The organism is Acidovorax sp. FJL06 (genome assembly GCF_003852545.1).
In the GTDB taxonomy this organism is placed as follows: Bacteria; Pseudomonadota; Gammaproteobacteria; order Burkholderiales; family Burkholderiaceae_C; genus Acidovorax.
In genome coordinates this window covers 3,296-24,537 of the sequence record NZ_QAJR01000020.1, presented here as the reverse complement: position 1 = coordinate 24,537, position 21,242 = coordinate 3,296, and the positions used below count along the sequence as shown (strand labels likewise).

Genomic DNA, 21,242 nt, shown 5'->3' with positions numbered 1-21,242 from the left:
GCACCGGCCCGGCGGGCGAGCTGAGGTCCACCACGACCGAGTTGCGGCCGATGGTGGCCAGATTGCCCCAGGAGCGGTAGCGGAACGGCCGGGTGGACTGCCCTGCCAGGCGGCGCAGGAGGCTGGCTGCAGCGGTGCGGCCCATCTGCTTGGCGCCGGGCCATACGCCGGGCACCGGCCGGGGGGCGTGGCTTCGAGGCCGCCAAAGCTGCAGCCGATGATGACAACCCGGGGCGGGGCGGAATGTGTCCAGGCGGGGCCGGGGACGTGTTCATGCCGCCATTGTTGGGGTTGGCCAACCCCGGCCCGCTGGGAGGCGGGGGCCGGGCGGTGGAGAGGGGGCACGCAGCCGCGTGACCCCCGGTCAGGCCATGAAGCCCAGGTTGGTGGGGTAGTCGGCCCCACCGAAGTGGCTCAGGTTGGGCAGCACGCCCGCCAGTTCGCTGTTGCTCACGCCAAACCAGCTGGCCAGCGTGGCAGCGTACTGGTCCACCGAGGTGCTGGGCAGCAGGCGGCCCTGGCCCACATGCCACTGGTCGTTGGCGTCGGACGTGCTGGTGATGCTGACCGGCGGCGCCTTGCCGTAGAAAGCCTTGCCTTTGACGGCGCCGCCCACCATGAGGTGGTGGCTGCCCCAGCCGTGGTCCGAGCCATCGCCGTTGGAGCTGAGCGTGCGGCCGAAGTCGGAGGCGGTGAAGGCGGTGACCTTGTCGGCCAAACCCAGCTCCACCGTGGCGTTGTAGAAGGCGGTCATGGCCTCGCTCACACGCTGCATCAGCACGGGTTGCTGCGAGATGAGGTTGTCGTGCAGGTCAAAGCCGCCCAGCGACACCATAAACACCTGGCGTTTGCTGCCCAATGCGGTGCGTGCCCCGATGAGGCGCGCCACCATCTTCATCTGGTTGGCCAGCGAGTTGTTGCTGGGAAAGGTCGTGGCCAGGTTGATGCCGGACAGTGCGCTGGTGATCTGGCTTTCGGCCGTGACGGCGCGGGTGGTGACCTTGTTGTATTCGTTCTCCAGCGTCTGCGCGCTGCCTTGCTGGATGAGCGTGGAGAGGGCGGTGCGCACGGCGGAAGAGTTGTACACATTGCTCTTTACGCCGTTGATGGCCACGGCGCCGTTGGTACTGACCTGGTACTGCAGGGCCGAGTCGCCCGACAGGAACACCGCATTGCCCGTGACCGAGATGCAGGTGAACAGCGAGTTGCCATTGGACGACAGCGCCAGGTCGCCGATGTTGCCGCCCCAGCCCACGGTGGAGCCTTCGGGCGACGACGACTGCCACACCGACTGCTGGTCATTGTGCGAGAACAGCTTGGGCGGAATGGGGTAGGTGCTGCGGTCGGCGCTGTTGTACTGCGCGCGCGTCAGGGGCACGACCAAAGGGCCCACGTTGAGCTGCACGGCGGCCTTGCCGCTGTTGAACAGGCCCGCGAGCCCCGTCATGGCCGGATGCAGGGCGTACTGGCGGGCCCCAGGCAGGGCCGTGGTGGGTGTCAGCAGCGTGGGCGTGAGGTCGGCCTTGGCCAGTGCAATGCCGCCCGCCGTCTGGCCGGAGCCGCCGCCCCGGATGGTGTTGTAGCGGTTGTAGCTGTCGTCGTCGTAGGTGACGACGGTGTTGGCGTAGTCGTTGCCGCCATACAGGAAGACGCAGACCAGGGCCTTGTAGTCCGTGGCGGTGAAGGCAGCGGCTTCGCCCATGGCGGCCAGATTCAGTGCAAAGGGCAGGGCGGTGCCCGCAAGGCCCAGTTGGGTGGAGCGGCGCAGGAAGGCGCGGCGCGTGTGGAGTTCGGGTTGAAGCAGGTGCATGGCGTGGCTTACTTTTGAACGAGGTATTCGGCCGAGGCCATCACCAGGAAGATCGCAGCGGCCACGCGGTCGAGCTTGGCGCTGTCCGAACTGGCAGCCGTGACGGCGGTCGCCTTCAAGGCGTCCGAGATGAGCTTGACCGTGGCCGCAGACAGCTGGCCGGCACACATGAGCAGGTTGATGCGCGCCACCAGGGCGTCGGCGTCGGCCACGATGGCGAGCTCGTTGGTGTAGGCGGCCTTGATGTCATAGCCATTGCTGGCGGTGCTGCCGTTGTTGGGCAGGTCGGGGGCATTCACATAGATGCCCGAGCGGATCGCGCCCTGCATGTAGTTGAGGTAGCCACCCACGCTGCTTTCATTGACCAGCTGGAATTCCGGCGCCACGGCACCAGTGGTCGCCAGGGCCGTGGACGGGGGCACATAGCCCGGGCGAAAGAAGTTGAACACCGACGGCGAGCGCAGCGGACTTTGCCCCAGGCGGGAGCCGGGGTCGGTGAGGTCGCCGATCTTCCAGCTGCCCAGGGCCGAGTTCAGTCCAAAGGTGCGGCCCCATTGCACGAAGCGCAGCATGGGTTCGCGCAGCTTGCCAAAGGCAGGCTGAATGAGCCCCGCGGGCGCACGCGCTTCGTCATCCAGCAGGATGGCCCGGACCACGGCGCGCATATCGCCCCGCACACCTGCGCCGTTGTTGTTGAAGGCTGCGGTCACGCGGGCCACGTAGGCGGGCGAGGGGTTGCTGGTCACCAGGCGCTGGATGAGCTGCTTGCCGATGAACGGGCCTACATTGGGGTGGTTGAACAGAGTGTCCAGCGCGGTCTTGAGTGCGGCCGCACCGGCTGTGTTGGCCGGCACGGTGGTGCCGAGGAAGGTGGCCGCCAGCGTGGAATGGCGCGACGCATTGAGCGCCATGGGCAGGCGTGCAAAGGTGGTGTTGGACACCACGCGCGCCGTGCCCGGCACGGTGGTGGGCACGTTCTGCGTCTGGTCATAGTCGTAGCCTGTGAACACGCGCGCCAGGTTGGTCACATCGCTCATCGTGTAGCTGTCGATGGGCTTGCCGGCGCCGTCCTTCTTCGCGGTTCCGTCAGGGTTGAGTTCCACCAGCCCGATGGACATCAGCTGCATGATTTCGCGGGCGTAGTTCTCGTCCGGCTGGCGGCCTGTGGTTGCGTTTTCCTTCTGGTTGCCGCGGGTGTTGAGGTAGTAGCCCATGGCCGCGTTCAGCGTGACGTCTTCCAGGATCGAGCGGTAGTTGCCAAAGGCGTTGTTGACCAGTTGGTCCCAGTACCAGGCCATGGCATGGCAGCGCCAGGTGATGTCTACCCCCGTGAGCGACACCACGCAGATCTCCGAGAGTGCCAGGGCCACGCGCTTGCGCAGGCCGTCGGGGGCGGTCATGAGCTGGTTCCAGATCATGTAGTCCGCCGGGTAGGAGTTGTCGTAGTAGGCCGTGTCGTCGCTGATGGCGGCATAGCCACGCAGGTTCAGCCAGTCCCAGCCGGTCTGGCTGGCGGCGGCGCTGAACTGGCTGTTGAGCCAGTCGGAGTAGGTGGAGGAGCGCAGGGCTGCAATCTCGGCGGTGGATGCCGAGAACTGCGCCTGCAGCAGAAAGCGGGCAGCTTCCGGGTCGGTGCCTGCGGCTGGGTAGGCGTACTTGCCTGTGGCGGGTGCGGGTGCCGGGGCGGGGCTGGGGGTCGGGGACGGAGATGGACTGGGGGTGGCCGGCGCCGGGCTCGGCGCCGAGGTCCCGGGGAGTGCGGAGGGCGGATTGTTGGTGGAGGCCGAGCCACCTGGCGTGGTACCCGATGCGGTGTCCCCGCCACCCCCGCCACAGGCGGCCAGCGCGGCGGTGGAGGCGAACAGCGCGGCCAGCAGCGGTCCGTGGCCTCGGTCTGCGGCGGCGGGTGCCGTGGTGACGGAGTGGCCCTCTGCGTCCTCTGCAACCTGGGGGGCCAGAGGTTCCTCGTATGTGTTTTTCATGGGTGGTCGTGGTGAAACGCGCGCCGCCCAGGGCGCGCAACCGGCACTTAATCACACGGCAGACGATTGCCGGAAACACAAGTGTTACCAAGCGAAACAACCCCTGGGAATGGGGTGGGTGGCCAGGTCGCTAAATGATGGGCAATTGCAACACTTTGTGGCCGCGCCCGGATTCCGGTACGCCCTCCACACTGCCATGACCTGCATCAAACCCTGCCCGCGCCAGGAATCCTAAGCTCGCCTTTTGTCTGGATGCAAAAGGGATTCCCATGGCCCAACTCGAATGGTCGGATGCGCTGAGCCTGGACCTGCCCCTGATGGACGACACCCACCGGGAGTTCGTCGATCTGCTGGCGGCGGTGGACCGGGCCGAGGATGCGCAATTGCCGCTCGCATGGCAGGCGCTGGTGGAGCACACCGACCAGCACTTCGGCCAGGAAGATGCCTGGATGGCCTCCACCCGCTTTGCCTCGGGCAACTGCCACAGCATGCAGCACCGCGTGGTGCTGCAGGTGATGCGCGAAGGCGCGGCGCGGGCCGCGCAGGGCGACCTGCAGGTGCTGCGGGTGATGGCGAGCGAGCTGGCCCTGTGGTTCCCGCAGCATGCGCAGAGCATGGATGCCGCGCTGGCGCTGCACCTGCGCCGTGTGGGGTTTGACCCCGCCACGGGCGTGGTGCACGCACCGCAGGCGCTGCCCGGCGAGCTGATCCATGGCTGCGGCGGCGCCACCTGCTCCGACGCCGCGGATGCATCCGAGGACGTCGCTACGGCGAGCGCCCCGCGAGAAGCGGTGGCCTGACGAGGCGGGCCCTGGGGCACCAAGAAAAAATGCCGGGGGCGGCTGCGCACGGCTCCGGGGGGGGCGGTGCGCACTGCAAGCGTGCTTTCACCCGTGTGCCGGCCGCCGTTGTGTGGCATGCTGACCGTTTCTAGGTATGTTTCGGCGGCCTTGCCGCCTTGCCCCATGGCTGATACCCGTTCTCCCGATGTACCGGGCGATGAGGCCGAGCGCCTGCAGGCCCTGCGGCGCTACGGCATTCTCGACACCCCGATGGAGCCCGCCTACGACGAGCTGGCGGACATTGCCGGCCATGTGTGCGAAGCCCCCGTGGCCCTGATCAGCTTTGTGGACCAGGATCGCCAGTGGTTCAAGGCCGTGCTGGGGCTGCCGCTGCGGGAAACGCCCCGCAGCGAGTCCGTGTGCCACTACGCCCTGCAGCATTCCGGGGTGTTTGTCGTGCCCGACCTGGAGCAGGATGCTCGGTTTGCGCATTTCGGCATCGTCACCCAGGAGAACCCGCTGCGGTTCTATGCCGGGGCCCCGCTGATCACGCCCGACGGCCACGCGCTGGGCACGCTGTGCGTGCTGGATTACCGGCCGCGCGTGCTGTCGGAGCGGGTGCTGGGCCTGCTCAGCGCCTTGGCCTGCCAGGTGGTCCGGCTGCTGGAGCTCAAGCGCGCCAACGACCTCCAGGGCCGGATGCTGGCCGACTTGGAGGCCGCCCGCCAGCAGATGGCCGTGCTGGCCCACACCGATGCGCTGACCGGGCTGGCCAACCGCCGCTCGTTCACCGAGCGGCTGCGGCAGGAACTGGCCCTGCTGCAGCGCAGCAGCGAGCCCGCCTGCCTTTTGATGATGGACATCGACCACTTCAAGCGCGTGAACGACATGCATGGCCACCATGTGGGCGACCAGGCGCTGCAGCTGCTGGCCACGCTGTGCCGTGACGTGTTCCGCGCGGCCGACGTGGTGAGCCGCTGGGGCGGAGAGGAGTTCCTGGCCCTGCTGCCCGCCACCCGGGTGGACCAGGCCCAGGTGGTGGCGCAGCGCCTGCATGCCGCGCTGGCCGCGCACCCCCTGTCCGGCATCGAGCCCCCGCTGGTGCTGGCCGTCAGCATGGGGCTGATCTTGCTGGACCCTCTGCGCCCGCTCGATGTCACGCTGCGCCTGCTCGATTCGGCGCTCTACACCGCCAAGCGCGAAGGCCGGGGGCGCACCGTGGTGGTGTAGTCTTTTTACGAGATTTGCTCTTGTTTTGATAGCTGTTGGCGCTTTCTGATAAAGCCCTGCAGCCAACCTCGTTGCATGGCTGCGTGGACTCAATGCCGCGCACCACGCGGCAACAGGAGGCCCGCCATGCGCCACGACAGGTCCCGCAGTGCCTGGCGCAGGGCGGGCGAATCCACCCCGCTGGCCGGGGCCTGTGCATCGCGCGGGCGAAACGCCGCCTCCAGCACCTGTTGCTTGGCGCTGTGCAGGGCCCGCCGGTCCTGGGCCCGCAGGGCGCCCAGGAGCTGATCGTGGTGGCGCTGCACGCGCTCGGCCTCGGCGGCGGTCAGGGGGATGGGCCGGTGGCGGGCGGCGGTGGCGAGGGCGCCATCGGCCGGGTCCTGTGCCAGGTGCCGTGCCCAGGCACCGGCAGGCGTGGGGGTGGCGCGTGCGCTGCTCATGCGGCCTCCGTGCGGGGGGCGGCCGAGCGGGCGGCGGGGGGCAGGGGCCGGCTGGGCGTGCCGCCCTGCGACAGCCCGTACCAGTTCACCTTGCGGGTCAGCACCATCACGGCGGCCAGCACCAGGAAGAGTGCGATCGCGCCCACGGCCAACGCCGTCTGCTCCAGCTGCAGCAGCACATACAACAGGCCATACAGCAGCGCGATGCCCGCCCCCAGCGGGATGCCGCGCGCCAGGCTGCCCAGCATGTGGCTGGCGTAATAGGCGAGCAGCAGCACACAGGCGGTGGCGGCAATGGCGTAGGAGATGCCAAACGGCAGGTGCTCCGACAGGCTCACCAGCAGCAAAAAGAAGCTGCACAGCGCACTGCCCACCAGCAGGTACTGCACGGGGTGCACGCGCAGTTTTTTCATCGCCGGGCCGCCCCCAGATGAAAAAGCGGCCCCCTCGGGGGGCAGCGACCCGCGCAGCGGCGGAGCGTGGGGGCCACTTCCCATCAGCTCGAACAGGCCCACGGCCACAAAGGTGAGGGCGATGAACAGCACGCCATACTTGGTGGCGCGGTCGGAGAGGGAGTAGGGGTTCACCGGGTCGATGAAAGCCACGCTGAAGCTGTCGGCGCAATCGCCCGGGGCGCTGCCGGGTGCATGGCCGATGGCGTCGTCCCCGCCCGCCAGGCAGATGCGTTTGCCGTTGGCGATGTCGGCCTGCGCCGTGGTGGCCAGCGACGACAGGCGCCACTGGGCCGAGAAGCCGGTCTTCTTGACCTCGCGCTCCGAAGGCAAAAAGCGGCCCGCGAACGAGGGATGGGGCCAGCTGCTGGTCATCGCCACCTCGGTGCTGCCGCCCAGCGGCACGATGCCCAGGCGCTCGGTGCCCACCAGCTCCAGGTCCAGCGTGGCGGTCAGCCCATCGGCCTTGCCGCGCACCGACTCCGGCAGCACGGCATGCAGGCCCCGGCTGTAGGTGGGGTGGAAGGTGCCAGGCTTGAGGGCCAGGGCCTGGTTGTCCAGCGTGAGCTGCGCGGTGCGGATGCCGCGTGCATCGCCCACGGCCATCATGACCACGGGGGCGCCACACACCATGCGCGAGTTCTTCATGGTGGTTTGTGGCATCAGGCTGGTCAGCGGCCCCCACTGCGCCGTCACATGGGCCTTGAGGTTGTAGGTGTTCACCTTGTGCAGCCCCCGTGCACGCTCTTCCATGGCCGCGCCGGTGCTGAGCTTGAGCTGTTCGGGCATGGCGGTCAGGATGAACTCGCGGCGTTTTTCGACCATGCGGCGGTCATCGCCCTTGCCAGACTCCTCGTCCCAGCTCTCCACGCAGGCGCTGTGGATCATGGGGCCCATCAGCGTCTGCGGCCCGGCCAGGCTTTCGGCCACGCTTTGTGCGGTGATGCTGCGGTAGCGCAGCCGGTCGCGCACTACGTCCTCGATCAGGCCCAGGCCAAAAAGCAGCAGCACTGTGATGGCGGCCAGGGCCGCGAGTTTGATGAACAGGGGGTGTTTGAGCAAGAAATCCTCCACAGGTGAATGTTGTGGAGGCAGTGTTGTGGCCGGGTGTGAGGGCGCTATGAAGTTTGTGAGGCGGGTGTGAAGTCGGGCACGCTGGCAGAATCAGCTGTGATCATTTGTCTTGCCCCGTGCCCAGGAGTGCCATGCAAAAACAAGCGTCCCGGTTCATGCCCCCGGTGGCTGCCCGCCCGCCGCTGCGCTGGCCAGCGCGCTTCTTGATCGCAATGGTCGCGCTGGCCCTGCTCGGCGTGTTGTGGGTCCACCCTTTTGCTGTGGGCGGTTCGGCCCTGGCGCTGGGCGGCTTGGTGGCCGCCCTGGGGCGGCGCGAGGCGCTGCGCCTGGCCCGCCTGGCCCAAAGCCGCGCGGGGGAGTCCATCTGCCAGTTTGCCCGCTCCATCGACTGCCGCCGCGTGGACACCTGGGTGGTGCGCGCTGTCTACGAGGAACTGCAAGGCAGTCTGTCCAGCGCAGAGCCCGTGCCTTTGCGCGTGACCGATCACCTGCAACGCGATCTGCGGCTTGATGCCGACGACCTGGATGACCTGATCGTGGACATGGCCCAGCGGGCCCGGCGCTGCCTGGCCCACACATCCGCCAACCCCCTGTTCGGCAAGGTGGCCACGGTGGGAGAGCTGGTCGAGTTCCTCCATGTCCAGCCCCGCCTGGTCGGGGGTAATTGAGTCGGCATCAACTCACTTGAAATCGCTCGCGTTGAGCGCAGTCGAAGCGCCGCGTGAGGCTTCGACAAGTTCAGCCCGAGCGGTCTTCTAAGTTCAAAAATGCCGAGTCAATGGCCGACGGGAAACTCCAGCCCCACCCGCAACCCCGGGGCGGTGTTGCGCGCCACCATCTGCCCGCCATGCAGCGCCATCACGCGCTGGACAATCGCCAGCCCCAGGCCCGAGCCACTGCGTTCGCCGCCGGGCCGCGCGGTGGTGAAAAAGCGCTCGCCCAGGCGCGGCAGCGCGTAGTCGGGCACGCCGGGGCCGCTGTCCTGCACGGCCACCGTGGCGCCTTCCAGCTCCACCCGCACCATGCTGCCGGCGGGCGCAAAGTCGATGGCGTTGTCCAGCAGGTTGGTCAGCGCCAGGGTCACCAGCTCCGCCTCCCACGGGCCGCTGGTGCCGTGCCCTTCCAGCGTCAGGCTGATGCCGCGCTGGCCGGCGCGGGCGCGGGTCTGGGCGATGGCGGCTTCGGCGCAGGCGTGCAGCGCCACGGGCGCGCGGCCTTCGGCGTGGTGGCGCTGCTCCAGCTTGGACAGCTCCAGCAGCCGGTCGATGATGCGCTGCAGGCGCTCGCTTTGCTGCACCACCTGGGTCGCGAACTCGGCGCGGTCGGCATCGGGCAGATCGTCGTGCAGCAGCTCGCCCGCGCCCCGGATCGCGGCCACCGGGCTTTTGAGTTCGTGCGTGAGGGCGCGCACATAGCCTTCGATGTAGTCGCGCCCTTCCAGCCGCGCGCGCATGCGGTCCATGGCGCGGGCCAGGTCGCCCAGCTCGCCGGGCACCTCGGGCACGGCCAGGGCCGGGGTGGGCGGGGCGCCCGGGTCGTGGCGTTCGCCCTCGGCGGGGCCCTGCACGCTCAGGGCATAGTCGCGCAGGCGGCGCACGTTCCACACCATCCACAGCGTCACCGCCACGCCCACGGCGGCCGACAGCGCCAGCAGCAGCAGGCCGCCCATGAACACCTTGCGCTCCGCGCGGTCAATGAAACGCTGCACCGTGCGCGTGGGCTTGGCCACGGTGAGCACGCCCGCGATCTGGCCCTGCACGTAGATGGGCGCGGCCACATGCATCACGCCGCTGGTGTCGTCGCCCTCCACGTCGCGCGTGGAGCGGGCGCCGTATTCGCCCCGCAGCGTGCGCGCCACATCGCGCCACTGCGAGTGGTCGGCGCCGAGCGCGCGGTTCTCCGAGTCGAACAGCACGCGTCCCGTGGTGTCGGTCACGGTGATGCGGTAGTCCAGCGACTGTTTGGAGAACCCCCAGATCGCCGCGTCGATGGGCCGCGTGGCGTAGCGGCGCACATGCTGGGCAAACGGGCTCGCGCTGCTGTTGCTGGCCCCCGCTGCCAGCCGCCCGGCCGCCAGGTCTTCGCTGGCCAGCTCGGCCAGGATGTTGGCGGTGTCCACCATCATGTCTTCCATCACCTCGCGCACGCTGGGCTTGATCTCGGCCATGAACACGCGCAGCACGAAGAAGGCGGCGATGCCGTTGATGAGGAAAAACGCAAAGAGCAGGCGGATGCCGAGGCGCATGGGTCTGTGGGATTTACTTCAAAAACAATAGCTTTTGGCGCTTTGTAGACGGGCGCTCGCGGTCAATTGGGTTTCAGATGTCGATGCAGTAGCCCATGCCGCGATGGGTGCTGATGTATTCACGCCCCGGGTCCACCTCGCGCAGCTTGGCGCGCAGGGTCTTGATGTGCGTGTCCACCGTGCGGTCGGTGCTGTCGCTGTCGTCGCCCCAGGCGGCGGCCAGCAGGGCGTCGCGCGCGTGGATGCGGCCCGCGCCGCGCAGCAGGTGGGCCAGCAGGCGGTATTCGCGCCGTGTGAGTGGCAGGGCCTGGCCGCGCAGGCTGATGCGCTGGCCTGCCTCGTCGTCGTGGAAGAGGGGGGTTGCGGTGGCGGCGGGGCCTTTGCCCGCGCGGCGCAGCAGGGCCTTCACGCGCGCGGCCAGTTCGCGCGGGCTGAAGGGCTTGGTCAGGTAGTCGTCGGCGCCCAGCTCCAGGCCCAGCACGCGGTCGATCTCTTCGCCGTGGGCGCTGAGCATGAGCACGGGCGTTGCTGCGGTGGGCACGGCGTTGCGCAGGTCGCGCAGCAGGTCGAGTCCGCTGCCGTCGGGCAGGCCCACGTCCAGCACCAGCAGGTCAAAGCGGTGCGCGGCCATCTGCTGGCGTGCGTCGTGCACCAGCAGGCTGTGCGTCACCACCAGGCCGTCACGCTCCAGCGCGTAGGCCACGGTGCGGGCGATGGCGGGATCGTCTTCGAGCAGCAAAAGCCGGGCCGACATGTCTCAATGCTCCGAGGTGCTGTGGGCCATCCGCCGCGCATGCAACTGGCGCGATCCCGGCCGACTCCGAGGGTGTTCCATTCAGCGCGAGATGAGGATGGGGAAGATCTTGCCCAGCCCGTCCGCCATCACCTCTACGGCCAGCGCGGCGAGGATCAGGCCCATGAGCCGGGTCATCACGTTGATGCCGGTCTTGCCCAGCACGCGCGCAATCGGGTCGGCCAGCGAAAAGCACAGGGCCGTGGCCAGCGCGATCACCACGCCGTAGCCCACCAGCGCGGCATGCTGCAAGAAGGTCTGCGCGCGGTCGGCATAGATCACCACGGTGGACATGCTGGCCGGGCCCGTGAGCAGCGGGATGGTGAGCGGCACCACGGCAATGCTGCTGCCGGCGGCGGCCTTCTCGGCGCCCTCTTCATATTCGTTGGTGCTGGGCTTGGCCTCGGCGGGCTGGGCGTTGAGCATGTTCATCGCGCTGATGAGCAGCAGCATGCCGCCGCCCACCTGGAAGCTCTGCAGCGAGATGTTGAAGAAATCGAGGATCTGCAGCCCCAGCAGCGCACAGGCGGCAATCACGCAAAACACGCTGAAGCTGGCCACCTGGATGGTGCGGCGCCGCTGCGCGTACGAGAACCCTTGCGTGTAGTGGATGAAGAACGGCACGATGGCCAACGGGTTCACGATGGCCAGCAGGGTGATCAGGGGTTTGAGGTCCATCAGGCGGCTCCCAAGGGCAAGAGGGCAGGGTGTTGTCGGGCTCGGGCCGGGCGGGGGCGGCGCTGCCCGGGGCTGTGCGCGAGTATGCGGTGTTTTCTGCGCGGTCTGGCCGTGGGGCATGCTGCACTGCAGCGGACACGCAGCCCGTCTGCGGTATGTGCTCAGCGCCCGCCCGACACATCCATCAGCGTGGCCGTGGTGTAGCTCGCCGCCGGCGACATCAGCCAGACGATGGCCTGGGCCACCTCGTCGGCCGTGCCGCCGCGCAGCATGGGCACCTGGTGCGACAGGTCGCGCACGCGGTCGGGCAGGCCGCCGCTGGCGTGGATGTCGGTCTCGATCAGGCCCGGGCGCACGGCATTCACGCGGATGCCCTCGGCCGCCACCTCGCGCGCCAGGCCGATGGTGAAGGTGTCGATGGCGCCCTTGGCCGCTGCGTAGTCCACATACTGGTGGGCCGAGCCCAGGCGCGACGCGGCGCTGGAGACGTTGACGATGGCCCCGCCCGCGCCGCCATGGCGCGTGCTCATGCGCCGCACGGCCTCGCGGGCGCAGACAAAGCTGCCGATCACATTGGTGTCGAACATGCGGCGCAGGCGCGCCACACTCATGTCATCGACCCGCTGGGTGGTGTCCACCACGCCCGCGTTGTTGACCAGCGCGCCGATGCGGCCGAGCTGGGTGTCCACGGCCTCGAACATGGCCAGGATGTCTTCCTCCTTCGCCACGTCGGCCTGCACTGCCATGGCCGTGCCGCCGCCGGCTCGGATGGCATCGACCACGGCCTGCGCGGCCGCCTGGTTGGCGTGGTAGTTGACGGCCACGGCCCAGCCCTGGCGCGCCGCCAACCGTGCGGTGGCGGCGCCAATGCCCCGGCTGGCGCCGGTGATGAGTGCGATCTTCTTCTCCATGGGATGGGGGCTCCTGCAAGAATGGCACATTGTGGAACAGGTTCTGCGCCCCGCTGCGCAGCCCATCCGCGCACCATTCTTATCAAGGAGCATTCAGCATGGGACAGTTTGTCGATCTGACGTCAAGCGACGGTTTTGTGGCCCCCGCCTGGGTGGCGCGGCCCGAGGGCACGCCCCGGGGCGCCGTGGTGGTGCTGCAGGAGATCTTTGGCGTGAACGCGCACATCCGCGCGGTGGCCGACCGGTACGCCGCCAGCGGCTACCTGGCCGTGGCGCCGTCCACCTTCCACCGCGTCAAGCAGGGGGTGGAGCTGGGCTACACCGGTGACGACATGCAGGCCGGCATGGGCCTGAAGGCGGCGGTCGAGGGCCTGCCTGCCCCGGGCGTGATGCCCGACATCCAGGCCGCCATCGACTACGCCGCCGCGCAAAGCGGTGGCAAGGTCGGCATCGTGGGTTATTGCTGGGGCGGCCTGCTGGCCTGGCGCGCGGCCAGCCAGCTCACCGGCCTGTCGGCCGCCGTGCCCTACTACGGTGGTGGTATGACCACCCTTGCCGAAGCGGCGCGCCAGCCCCGCGTGCCCGTGATGGTGCATTTTGGCGAGCGCGACCGCCATATCCCGCTGGAGGGTGTGCAGGCATTGGCCCAGGCCCATCCCGAGGTCGAGGTGCATGTGTACCCGGCCGACCATGGCTTCAACTGCAACCACCGCGGCAGCTACGACGAGGCAGCGGCCCATGCCGCGCGCGAGCGCACGCTGGCCTTCTTGGCCCAGCACCTGGCCTGACGCAAGGGGGCTGCCATGGCGGGATTCAGGCATTTTTGGCCTCTGGCACTCGTCTGGCGGGCGCTTGCAGCTATTGTTTTGATAGCTTCTTCTGCCCTGGCCCAGGCGGCCGACTACACCGGCCCGCTGTTCGACGCCCACCTGCACTACAACGAGGAAGCCTGGGATGGCAACACGGGCCCCCACCCGCCCGCCGACGTGCTGGCGCGCATGCAGGCCAGCGGCGTGCGCGCCATCGTGGCCAACTCGCGGCCCAACGCGGGCTCGCTGACGCTGGCGGCGCTGCCGCAGACGCGCGCGGCGGGCGTCACGGTGGTGCCCTTTGTGCGCCTGTACCGCAGCCGCGCCGACTACACCGGCTGGTTTGCCGACGACAGCATCTACGACATGGTGCTGGCCGAGCTGGCGCGCGGCACGGCGGCTGGGCCCTACCGGGGCATTGGCGAGTTCCACCTGTACGACAGCGCCAATGCCAACGGCCCTGTGGCCAAGAAACTGATGGCCCTGGCCGAACAACGCGACCTGGTGGTGCTGGCCCATGTGGACGACGTGGCCATCGACCTGCTGATGGCTCACACCCCGTCCCAAGGCCAGAAGCTGCGCCTGGTCTGGGCCCACACCGGCATCGGCGGCGCGCCGGTGGAGCGGGTGGACGCGCTGATGGCGCGCTACCCCGGCCTGGTGGGCGAACTCTCGTACCGCCCCGGCCTGGTGTGCGACGACAACCAGCTGTGCCCCGCGTGGCGCATGCTGCTGCTCAAGTACCCCACGCGCTTCGTGATCGGCTCGGACACCTGGGTGAACCAGCGCTGGCAGCACTATGAAAGCCTGATGCAGGGCTACCGCCAATGGCTGGGCGGCCTGCCCCCCGACGTGGCGCGCAAGGTGGCGTGGGACAACGCGGCGGGGTTGTTGGGGGTGGCCAGGCCATAGGGCACTGGAACGCATGACCCTTCCTGTTTTTGGGTGACGCCCGCTGATACGGGCGCTGACCCAAGCCAGGGATGCCAAGCAAGGGCCGCCCCGCAGCGAGGGCATCGTCCCCCTTCCCGGCGAAGCCGAGAGAAGGGGGAAGGCCCGAAGGGCCTCAGGGGGATGTTCCTATCTCGTCCTCGCCAGATACCGCTTGCGCCAGAACAGCAGCACCAGCGCCAGCGCGATGAAGACCATTGACCCCAGCGCCCACCAGAAGCCGTCGGCCTTGTGGATCAGCGGGATGAACTCGAAGTTCATGCCGAAGATGCCCGCGATCAGGTTCAGCGGCAGAAACACGGCCGTGAGCGCGGTGAGCGTGCGCATGATGTCGTTGGTGCGGTTGCTCTGCACCGAAAAATGCATTTGCACGGCGGTCTCGGTGCTTTGCTCCAGCCGGCGCACATGGTGCACCACGCGCTCGATGTGCTCCAGCACGTCGCGCGAGCGCACCTTGAGCAAATCCAGCTCGCGCAGGCCCGTGGGGGTGTCGGGCAGGGCCCAGGTTTCCAGCGCGTCGATCCAGTCCTGCACGGCGGTGCGCTGGTCTTCGCAGATTTCGTCCAGCATGTGCAGCGACAGGCGCGCTTCGAGCAGCGAGGTCCAGTTCACATAGCGTGCGCGGGGCTTGAGCAGCTCGGTCTGCCAGTGGTCGAGCTGGCGCGTGAGTTCGCGGCGCAGGTCCAGGTAGCCGTCCACCATCAGGTTGACCACGCGCAGCATCAAATCGGCCGGGCTGGTGGGCACGCGCGCGCCAGGCACGGGGCTGCTGCGGCCCTCGGTGGGGCTGCTGGGGCTGGCGGGCAGGGCGGCCAGCAGGCGCGCCGCATAGGCATCGTGCACGGCGCAGTCCGTCGGGTGCACGGTGAGCAGCAGCTGGTCGAACACCGCAAAGCCCACGGGGCTGGTGTCGATGCGCCGCAGCACGGGCGGGCCGCTGCGCTTCGGTGGCGCAGCGGGGCCGTCCCCTGGTGCGGCCGCCAGCTCGGTGGCATCGCCCTGCGCGGTGGCCAGGCGGCGGAACACCAGCAGGTCGTACTGCGAGGTGTAGTCGTAGTGCGAGGGCAGCTGGGCGTTGAGCAGGTCGGACACATGCAGGTCCACCAGCTGCAGCCCCACCAGGGCCTGCAGCCGGCCCTGGATCTCGGCCAGCCGGGCCTGGAACGCCGGGCGCGCGCAGGCGATCCAGACAAAGCCCTGCGCGGGCATCTGGGCGGGCAGGGCCGTGAGCTCCTGCACGCCGCCGCTGTGGATGTGAAAAATGCGCATGCAACCCCGTCTTGGATTCAAATCGGCCCGTAGCGCTTGTCCAATAAGCGCTAGCAGCTCTTATTTTCGGAGCAAACGTGCGGCATCGCGCGCGAAGTAGGTCAGCACACCATCGGCGCCCGCGCGCTTGAAGGCCAGCAGGCTTTCCATCATCACGGCGTCATGCTGAAGCCAGCCATTGGCGGCGGCGGCCTTGAGCATGGCGTACTCGCCGCTCACCTGGTAGGCAAAGGTGGGCACCTTGAACTCGTCCTTCACGCGGCGCACGATGTCCAGGTAGGGCATGCCGGGCTTGACCATCACCATGTCGGCACCTTCGGCGATGTCGATGGCGACTTCGCGCAGGGCCTCGTCGCTGTTGCCGGGGTCCATCTGGTAGACGTTCTTGTCGGCCTTGCCCAGGGCGCCGCGCGTGCCCACGGCGTCGCGGAAGGGGCCGTAGAAGGCGCTGGCGTACTTGGCGCTGTAGGCCATGATGCGGGTGTGGATGTGGCCCTGCACCTCCAGCGCCTCGCGGATCGCGCCGATGCGCCCGTCCATCATGTCGCTCGGCGCGACGATGTCCACGCCCGCCTCGGCATGCGTGAGCGCTTGGCCGGTGAGGATCTCCACCGTGTCGTCGTTGATGATGTAGCCGGTCTCATCCAGCACGCCGTCCTGCCCGTGGCTGGTGTAGGGGTCCAGCGCCACGTCGGTCATCACGCCCAGGGTGGGGAATTCCTTCTTCAGCGCCCGCACCACGCGCGGGATCAGGCCGTCGGGGTTCAGGGCTTCCTTGCCGTCGGGCGTCTTCAGGGATGGGTCGATCGCCGGGAACAGCGCCAGCACCGGGATGCCCAGCTGCACGCAGTCTTCGGCCACGGGCAGCAGCAGATCCAGGCTCAGGCGGTCCACGCCGGGCATCGACGCCACGGACTCGCTGCGCTGGCTGCCCTCGTGCACGAACACGGGGTAGATCAGGTCGTCGGCGGTGACGGCGTTCTCGCGCACCAGGCGGCGGGTGAAGGCATCGCGGCGCAGGCGGCGCGGGCGGTTCTGGGGGAAGGGGGCGGGGCTTTGGAGATGCATCGGAAGATTATCTCCCTGAGCCGCTGCGCGCCTTGTCCTGAGGGGCGCACTCGGCGCGCCGGCTCTGCCGGCGCGGGGGTACAGGTGCGCAGGGGCGGTGGCCCAGGTGCGTGCCGGTTTCCACCCTGTGTGTGGCGGCGGCGCCACCGGGATTGGCCGCTTGTAACGCCCGGGACCCGGTGCTAAATTGGCGCCGGGCGGCTTGCTGCCCCCCGCTTTCCTCCCTGAGCGGGGCCTTGGGTTGCAGCAATGCAAAACAGGCTTTCCTGGCCCGGCGGACTGCCGGGCTTTTTTTGTCCGCTCCCGGGCCATGGCGGGCCTGGGCAAAGCTTGCAGGAACGTAAACTGCACCCATGCTCTGGGTCAAAGCCTTTCACATCATCTTCGTGGCCAGCTGGTTTGCCGGCCTTTTCTATCTGCCGCGCATCTTCGTCAACCTGGCGATGGTGGCCCCCGGTTCGGTGGCCGAGCGTGACCGGCTGCTCTTGATGGCGCGCAAGCTCCTGCGGTTCACCACCTTGCTGGCAGTGCCCGCACTGGCCCTGGGGCTGTGGCTGTGGCTGGGCTACGGCATCGGCCGGGGCCCCGCGTCACAGGGAAATGGCTGGATGCACGCCAAGCTGGCCGTGGTGCTGCTGGTGATCGGCTACCACCATGCCTGCGCCGGGCTGCTGCGCAAGCTGGCCGACGGCAGCTGCCGCAAGAGCCATGTGTGGTTCCGCTGGTTCAACGAAGCACCGGTGCTGCTGCTGCTGGCGGCGGTGATTTTGGTGGTCGTGAAGCCCTTTTGAGCCAGCGCGGCAGTGCACAAGACCTCCGCCTGGCCCCTGGCGCTGATCTACACGGCGCTCATCGTTTTTGCGAGCCTGTTCCCGTTTGACGGCTGGCGCGCGCAGGGCATCGACCCGCTGGTGTTCCTGCTGGCCCGCCTGCCCCCGCCCTACTGGACGGGGTTCGACGTGGTCACCAATGCCGTGGGCTATGCGCCGCTGGGTTTTTTGCTGGTGCTGGGCATGCTGCGTTCGGGCGCGGGGCGCGGGGCGGTGGTGCTGGCCACGGTGGTGGGTGCGCTGCTGTCGCTGGCCATGGAGTTTTTGCAGATCTACCTGCCCCGGCGGGTGCCCTCTAACCTGGACCTGGTGCTCAATGCCCTGGGCACCCTGGCGGGGGCGCTGAGCGCTGCGCTGCTGGAGCGCTTGGGCGCGCTGGACCGATGGAGCCATTTCCGCGCACGCTGGTTTGTCTCGGATGCCAGCGGGGGCATGGTGCTGCTGGCGCTGTGGCCGATGGCGCTGCTGTTCCCGGCCGCCGTGCCTTTCGGGCTGGGCCAGGTGCTGGAGCGGCTGGAGGCGGCGCTCATCGAGCTGCTGGCCGACACCCCGTTCCTGGACTGGCTGCCCCTGCGCGATGCCGAGCTGGACCCGCTCTCCCCCAGTGGCGAGCTGCTGTGTGTGACGCTGGGGCTGCTCATCCCCTGCCTGCTGGGCTACTGCGTGATCCGCCAGATGGGGCGGCGGGCGCTGTTTGCGCTGGCGGTGGTGGTCGTGGGGGTCACGCTCACGGCGTTGTCGGCGGCGCTGAGCTGGGGCCCGGTGCACGCCTGGGAGTGGATGGGCCTGCCCGTGCGCGTGGGAATGTGGTGTGCGCTGGGCCTGGCGCTGCTGATGCTGGCGCTGCCGCGCAGGGCCTGCGCCGCCGTGCTGCTGCTGGCGCTGGCCTGGCACCTGGCGCTGCTCAACCAGGCGCCCACCAGCGCTTACTTTGCCCAGACCCTTCAGATCTGGGAGCAGGGCCGCTTCATCCGCTTCTACGGTTTGGGGCAGTGGCTGGGCTGGCTGTGGCCTTATGCCACGCTGCTGTATGTGCTTTTGCGGGTGTCCCGGCGGGAGGCGCAAACCTAAAATGCGGGGATGAGTGAACCATCCACCCCACTGGCCGCAGCGCCCGGCTACTACCAGCGCCACATCTTCTTTTGCCTGAACGAGCGCACCAACGGCGAAGACAGCTGTGCCCACCACAACGCCCAGGCGGGGTTTGACCGCTGCAAGGCCCAGGTCAAGGCGGCCGGGTTGGCGGGCGCCGGCAAGGTACGCGTGAACAAGGCTGGCTGCCTGGACCGCTGCGCCGGCGGCCCCGTGGCCGTGGTCTACCCCGAGGGCACGTGGTACACCTATGTGGATGCCGCCGACATCGACGAAATCGTCGAATCGCACCTCAAGAACGGCCAGGTGGTGGAGCGCCTGGTCACGCCCGCGGAACTTGGCCGTTGAAACCGGCTCCACTCCCCCTTTTGAATGATTTTGGCTGCTGGCGCTGGATGGACGTACGCTGGCAGCTATTGATTGAGTAGCAAATCCGTGAATGCCCAGACCGAACGCCTGACCCTCGCCGGCGCCGCCGGCGCCATCGAGGCCGTGCGCGACAGCGCCGTGCTGGCCGAGGGCGCCAGCCCCCGGGGCGTGGCCATCATCGCCCACCCCCACCCGCTGTTTGGCGGCACCATGGACAACAAGGTCGTGCAGACCCTGGCGCGTGCCTTTGTGCAGTGCGGCTACACGGCCGTGCGCTTCAACTTCCGGGGCGTGGGGGGCACGGTCGGTGTGCACGACGAAGGCCGGGGCGAGCTTTCGGACCTGCTGGCCGTGGTGGAGCAGGTGGCGCCTGCCGCCGCAGGCCAGCGCATCGCGCTGGCGGGCTTCTCGTTTGGCGCGTTTGTCACCAGCCACGCGCTGGCCGCGCTCTGGCCCCAGGGCCGCGTGGACCAGGCGGTGCTGGTCGGCACCGCCGCCAGCCGCTTCACCGTGGCGCCGGTGCCGCCCGATGCCCACCTGCGCACCCTGGTCGTGCATGGCGAGGCGGACGACACCGTGCCGCTGGCCGCCGTGATGGACTGGGCGCGGCCCCAGATACTGCCTGTCACAGTCATCCCCGCAGGGGGGCATTTCTTTCACGGACAATTGCCGCTTTTGAAGAACCTGGTGGTGCGCCACCTGCAATCGGGCGCCTGAGGGGGGCGCCCGGGCCTGCCGGGCCTTGCACCCCCTCTCTGCGCGCTTTTTTCCTTTTCCCTTTTTTCGAGCCTCTCCAGCCCCCTATTGCCCCATGAAACGAATCCTGTCTGCGTTGCGATCCCTGGCCGTCTTTGCTGCGGTGGCCCCTGCTGCCTTCGGCGCCCTGGCCCAGGCACCCCAGCCCCCCGAAATCGCCGCGCGCACCTACCTGCTGGTGGACGTCACCGCCAACCAGGTGCTGGCCGCCAAGGACATCGACGCGCCCGTGGAGCAGGCCTCGCTCACCAAGCTCATGACGGGCTACCTGGTGTTTGACGCGCTGCGTGCCAAGAAGATCGCGCTGGACCAGAAGCTGCCCGTGAGCGTGCGCGCCTGGAAGATGCCCGGCTCGCGCATGTTCATCGACCCCAAGATGCAGGTGCCGGTCGAAGACCTCATCAAGGGCATGATCGTGCAGTCGGGCAACGACGCCACCATGGCCCTGGCCGAAGGCGTGGGCGGCACGGCCGAGAACTTCGTCAAGCTCATGAACGACCAGGCCAAGGCCCTGGGCATGAACGGCACGAGCTACAAGAACCCCGAAGGCCTGACCGAACCCGGCCACACCACCACGGCGCGCGACCTCTCCGTGCTGGCCATGCGCCTGATGAAGGACTTCCCGGAGTACATGCACTATTACGCCACCAAGCAGTACAGCTACCCTGGCACCCCGGCATCGAATGGCAGCAACCGCAATTCGCTGCTGTTCCGCGACCCGACCGTGGACGGCCTCAAGACCGGCCACACTGCCGCCGCCGGCTATTGCCTGGTGGCCACGTCCAAGCGTGACTTCCCTGGCGTGGGCCAGCGCCGCCTGCTGTCCATCGTGCTCGGTGCCGCCAGCGAAAACGCGCGCGCGAACGAAAGCCAGAAGCTGTTGAACTGGGGCTACACCGCGTTCGAAGCCGTCAAATTGTTCGATGCCGGCAAGCCCGTGGCCACCCCCGCCGTCTGGAAGGGCAAGGACAGCGTGCTGAAAATCGGCCGCGAAGAGGCCATCGTCGTGGCCGTGCCTGCGGGCAGCGCTGGCAAGGTCACCACCCAAATCTCCCGCCCCGACCCCCTGGTGGCGCCTTACACCAAGGGCCAGCCTATCGGCTCCCTCAAGGTGATGCTGGGCGAGCAGGTGGTGGGCGAGGTGCCCCTGCTGGCGCTGGAAGGGGTGGAGCAGGCGGGCATCCTGGGCCGGGCCTGGGATGCGATCCGGCTGTGGATTAAGTAGAGCAGGACCATCCCCCTGAGGTGCTTTGCACCTTCACTCCTTCCCCGAATCGCTGCGCGATTCGGGGAAGGAGGGCGCCGCCAGTGCCGCGGGGCGGCCCTTGCGCGGTGTCCCTGGCATTGGCTGCGCGCTTTCACAGGTTGTGCGGCGCTTCGCGCTGCAGTCTGCGAGAGGGGGGAGAACTCTTGCTGTGCCCAGGGGAGAGGCCTCGTACCGCTTGCCCGTTCAGGGGCTTGCTGCTACATTAGAAGGCTTTTCGGAATTTCCGAAGGGTTTCACGTTTTCGTTTTTTACGTTTAGGGACGTATTTCATGCCAACCATCAATCAACTGGTCCGTCAGGGGCGCGAGGTCGAAAAGACCAAGTCCAAGAGCCCTGCGATGGAAAACTCTCCCCAGCGCCGCGGCGTGTGCACCCGTGTGTACACCACGACGCCCAAGAAGCCTAACTCCGCTCTGCGTAAGGTCGCCAAGGTG

Annotated in this window: 20 protein-coding genes and 1 pseudogene; 11 read left to right on the top strand and 10 right to left on the bottom strand. The window is 68.3% G+C overall.

The genetic code is table 11. The annotated features are described in order from the left end of the window. Positions 1 to 364: 364 nt before the first annotated feature. Together DBV10_RS12870 and DBV10_RS12865 are read right to left on the bottom strand one after the other, a co-directional pair. Entirely contained in the window at positions 365 to 1,810 is a 1,446-nt protein-coding gene (locus DBV10_RS12870; RefSeq protein WP_124514023.1) for a DUF1501 domain-containing protein, read from the bottom strand. An 8-nt stretch (positions 1,811 to 1,818) separates the two neighbouring features. Continuing rightward, positions 1,819 to 3,792 carry a DUF1800 family protein gene (locus DBV10_RS12865; protein WP_124514022.1) on the bottom strand — a complete coding sequence of 658 codons (1,974 nt, stop codon included), beginning with the start codon at positions 3,790 to 3,792 and terminating at the stop codon, positions 1,819 to 1,821. A 269-nt stretch (positions 3,793 to 4,061) separates the two neighbouring features. Here DBV10_RS12865 and DBV10_RS12860 point away from each other — a divergent pair, with 269 nt between their 5' ends. Together DBV10_RS12860 and DBV10_RS12855 are read left to right on the top strand one after the other, a co-directional pair. Beyond that, positions 4,062 to 4,592: a hemerythrin domain-containing protein gene (locus DBV10_RS12860; RefSeq protein WP_124514021.1), complete on the top strand. Its 531-nt coding sequence runs from the start codon at positions 4,062 to 4,064 to the stop codon at positions 4,590 to 4,592. Positions 4,593 to 4,757: 165 nt separating this feature from the next. Beyond that, on the top strand, positions 4,758 to 5,804 hold the full coding sequence (locus DBV10_RS12855) for a sensor domain-containing diguanylate cyclase (RefSeq protein WP_124514020.1): 1,047 nt from the start codon (positions 4,758 to 4,760) through the stop codon (positions 5,802 to 5,804). A gap of 89 nt (positions 5,805 to 5,893) precedes the next feature. On the opposite strand, the gene DBV10_RS12850 is transcribed toward DBV10_RS12855, so the two are convergent. Both DBV10_RS12850 and DBV10_RS12845 read right to left on the bottom strand, forming a co-directional pair. Beyond that, positions 5,894 to 6,244, bottom strand: a complete 351-nt coding sequence (locus tag DBV10_RS12850; RefSeq protein ID WP_233589906.1) for a hypothetical protein — start codon at positions 6,242 to 6,244, stop codon at positions 5,894 to 5,896. Further along, entirely contained in the window at positions 6,241 to 7,758 is a 1,518-nt protein-coding gene (locus DBV10_RS12845) for a cell envelope integrity protein CreD (protein WP_124514019.1), read from the bottom strand. The genes DBV10_RS12850 and DBV10_RS12845 overlap by 4 nt, the downstream gene beginning before the upstream one ends. A gap of 143 nt (positions 7,759 to 7,901) precedes the next feature. Between DBV10_RS12845 and DBV10_RS12840 the strand changes: the two genes are divergently transcribed. Next, positions 7,902 to 8,438, top strand: coding sequence for a hypothetical protein (locus DBV10_RS12840; protein WP_124514018.1), 537 nt, complete (start codon positions 7,902 to 7,904; stop codon positions 8,436 to 8,438). Between the two features lie 107 nt (positions 8,439 to 8,545). Here DBV10_RS12840 and creC read toward each other — a convergent pair whose 3' ends face one another. The 4 genes from creC to DBV10_RS12820 all read right to left on the bottom strand — a co-directional run bounded on the left by creC (position 8,546) and on the right by DBV10_RS12820 (position 12,397). Next, on the bottom strand, positions 8,546 to 10,015 hold the full coding sequence (gene creC / locus DBV10_RS12835; RefSeq protein WP_124514017.1) for a two-component system sensor histidine kinase CreC: 1,470 nt from the start codon (positions 10,013 to 10,015) through the stop codon (positions 8,546 to 8,548). Between the two features lie 73 nt (positions 10,016 to 10,088). Then, positions 10,089 to 10,769: a response regulator gene (locus DBV10_RS12830; RefSeq protein WP_124514016.1), complete on the bottom strand. Its 681-nt coding sequence runs from the start codon at positions 10,767 to 10,769 to the stop codon at positions 10,089 to 10,091. A gap of 81 nt (positions 10,770 to 10,850) precedes the next feature. Beyond that, positions 10,851 to 11,486, bottom strand: coding sequence for a MarC family protein (locus DBV10_RS12825; RefSeq protein WP_124514015.1), 636 nt, complete (start codon positions 11,484 to 11,486; stop codon positions 10,851 to 10,853). A 161-nt stretch (positions 11,487 to 11,647) separates the two neighbouring features. Beyond that, the gene (locus DBV10_RS12820) at positions 11,648 to 12,397 is read right to left on the bottom strand and encodes an SDR family oxidoreductase (protein WP_124514014.1); all 750 of its coding nucleotides are present in this window, start codon (positions 12,395 to 12,397) and stop codon (positions 11,648 to 11,650) included. Positions 12,398 to 12,495: 98 nt separating this feature from the next. Between DBV10_RS12820 and DBV10_RS12815 the strand changes: the two genes are divergently transcribed. Together DBV10_RS12815 and DBV10_RS12810 are read left to right on the top strand one after the other, a co-directional pair. After that, on the top strand, positions 12,496 to 13,185 hold the full coding sequence (locus DBV10_RS12815) for a dienelactone hydrolase family protein (protein ID WP_124514013.1): 690 nt from the start codon (positions 12,496 to 12,498) through the stop codon (positions 13,183 to 13,185). Positions 13,186 to 13,257: 72 nt separating this feature from the next. Next, the gene (locus DBV10_RS12810; RefSeq protein WP_370451168.1) at positions 13,258 to 14,118 is read left to right on the top strand and encodes an amidohydrolase family protein; all 861 of its coding nucleotides are present in this window, start codon (positions 13,258 to 13,260) and stop codon (positions 14,116 to 14,118) included. A gap of 168 nt (positions 14,119 to 14,286) precedes the next feature. Here the strand turns inward: DBV10_RS12810 and DBV10_RS12805 are convergent, their stop codons facing one another. Together DBV10_RS12805 and hemB are read right to left on the bottom strand one after the other, a co-directional pair. Then, a complete protein-coding gene (locus DBV10_RS12805) occupies positions 14,287 to 15,426 on the bottom strand; it encodes a magnesium transporter CorA family protein (RefSeq protein WP_124514012.1) in 1,140 nt (379 codons plus the stop codon). A gap of 60 nt (positions 15,427 to 15,486) precedes the next feature. Beyond that, the gene (hemB, locus tag DBV10_RS12800; RefSeq protein ID WP_124514011.1) at positions 15,487 to 16,494 is read right to left on the bottom strand and encodes a porphobilinogen synthase; all 1,008 of its coding nucleotides are present in this window, start codon (positions 16,492 to 16,494) and stop codon (positions 15,487 to 15,489) included. Positions 16,495 to 16,847: 353 nt separating this feature from the next. Here hemB and DBV10_RS12795 point away from each other — a divergent pair, with 353 nt between their 5' ends. The 6 genes and pseudogenes from DBV10_RS12795 to rpsL all read left to right on the top strand — a co-directional run. Next, positions 16,848 to 17,285, top strand: a complete 438-nt coding sequence (locus DBV10_RS12795) for a CopD family protein (protein ID WP_124514010.1) — start codon at positions 16,848 to 16,850, stop codon at positions 17,283 to 17,285. 12 nt (positions 17,286 to 17,297) lie between these two features. Further along, entirely contained in the window at positions 17,298 to 18,395 is a 1,098-nt protein-coding gene (locus tag DBV10_RS12790) for a VanZ family protein (protein WP_124514009.1), read from the top strand. 9 nt (positions 18,396 to 18,404) lie between these two features. Beyond that, entirely contained in the window at positions 18,405 to 18,764 is a 360-nt protein-coding gene (locus DBV10_RS12785; RefSeq protein WP_124514008.1) for a ferredoxin, read from the top strand. An 87-nt stretch (positions 18,765 to 18,851) separates the two neighbouring features. Then, on the top strand, positions 18,852 to 19,502 hold the full coding sequence (locus DBV10_RS12780; RefSeq protein WP_124514007.1) for an alpha/beta hydrolase: 651 nt from the start codon (positions 18,852 to 18,854) through the stop codon (positions 19,500 to 19,502). Positions 19,503 to 19,596: 94 nt separating this feature from the next. Further along, positions 19,597 to 20,766, top strand: a complete 1,170-nt coding sequence (locus DBV10_RS12775) for a D-alanyl-D-alanine carboxypeptidase family protein (RefSeq protein WP_124514006.1) — start codon at positions 19,597 to 19,599, stop codon at positions 20,764 to 20,766. 311 nt (positions 20,767 to 21,077) lie between these two features. Continuing rightward, positions 21,078 to 21,242, top strand: a pseudogene (rpsL, locus tag DBV10_RS12770) (30S ribosomal protein S12); the annotation flags it as partial.